2 protein-coding genes are annotated in these 1,093 nt (G+C 76.9%); both read left to right on the top strand.

What is annotated here, in order from left to right; all coding sequences use genetic code 11:
• Positions 1 to 689 (top strand): CoA pyrophosphatase (locus E2C05_RS31975; RefSeq protein WP_338045236.1); only part of this gene is annotated, 689 nt, incomplete at its 5' end.
• Between the two features lie 70 nt (positions 690 to 759).
• The gene (locus E2C05_RS31970; RefSeq protein ID WP_133223621.1) at positions 760 to 1,011 is read left to right on the top strand and encodes a hypothetical protein; all 252 of its coding nucleotides are present in this window, start codon (positions 760 to 762) and stop codon (positions 1,009 to 1,011) included.
• The last annotated feature ends 82 nt before the right edge of the window (positions 1,012 to 1,093 follow it).

Below are 1,093 nucleotides of genomic sequence, written 5' to 3'. Positions count from 1 at the left end.
GCGCCGCGCCGGCCGCGATCCGCGCCGCGCGCGCCCGCATCGCGCCAGCGCCCCGCGCGGGGGTCGCCGGGCTTTGCCGCCGGCGCTACACTGCCCGCGTGACCCCCGCCGAGATCGCCGCCCGGCTCGCCGATCCCGCGGCGCTTGCCCTGGCCGTTCCGACTCAGTTCAACGACGCGGACGGGCTGACCCCCGACCGCATCCGCGCGGCCGCCGTGCTGGTGCCCATCGTGCTGCACCCGCAGCCCAGCATCCTGCTGACGCTCCGCTCCGCGCGGCTGAACGCGCATGCCGGCCAGGTCAGCTTCCCCGGCGGCCGGATCGAGGCCGGCGAGACGCCCGAGGCGGCGGCGGTGCGGGAGGCGGCGGAGGAGGTCGGGCTCGACCCGCGGCTGCCGGAACTGCTCGGCCGCCTGCCGGAGCACATGACCGGCACCGGCTTCGTCATCACCCCCGTGGTCGCCCTGGTCCCGCCGCCGCTCAACCTGGTGCCCGATCCGGCGGAGGTGGAGGAGCCCTTCGAGCTGCCGCTGTCGGTCGTGCTCGACCCGCGGGCGCCCGAGCGGCGGACGGCGGAGTGGAAGGGCCGCACGCGCACCTTCTGGGTCTGGCCGCATGAGCGGCACTACATCTGGGGCGCGACGGCGGCGATCCTGGTGAACCTCGCCAGGGTGCTGCGCGGCGGGTGAGGCAGCGCTTCGCGCCACGCCGCGTTGCCGCCCGGCATGGCATGATGCCGCCCCGGACTGCCGCAGGCCGATGCCCTACCTGATCGAGATCCTCCTCTTCCTGCTGCCCTTCGCCGGCTATGCGCTGTGGCGGCGGCTGAACCCGGGCATCGAGCCGGGGTCGCGCGCGATGCTGGCCGCCGGCGCCGGCGTGCTGCTGATGCTCCTCTTCGCCATCTGGTACGGGCTGTCCGTCTCCATGGCGCCGCATGCCCCCTATGTGCCGGCGCAGCTCGGCCCCGATGGCCGGGTGATCCATCGCCCCGCGGAGCCGGCGCGGTGAGCGGGGAGGCGCCCGCCGCCCGCATCGCCGTGCCGGCGCTGCTGCGGCGCGGCGCGCCGGCCGCCGTGCTGGCGGCGCTGCC

This window comes from Paracraurococcus ruber, from assembly GCF_004353985.1.
Taxonomy (GTDB): domain Bacteria; phylum Pseudomonadota; class Alphaproteobacteria; order Acetobacterales; family Acetobacteraceae; genus Paracraurococcus; species Paracraurococcus ruber.
Note: the sequence above shows the minus strand (reverse complement) of the source record. Positions and strands in the feature narration are given on the sequence as shown.

Excerpts from the sequence above, each read along its gene's own strand:
- E2C05_RS31970 (WP_133223621.1), top strand. The coding sequence starts at position 760 with ATGCCCTACCTGATCGAGATCCTCCTCTTCCTGCTGCCCTTCGCCGGC.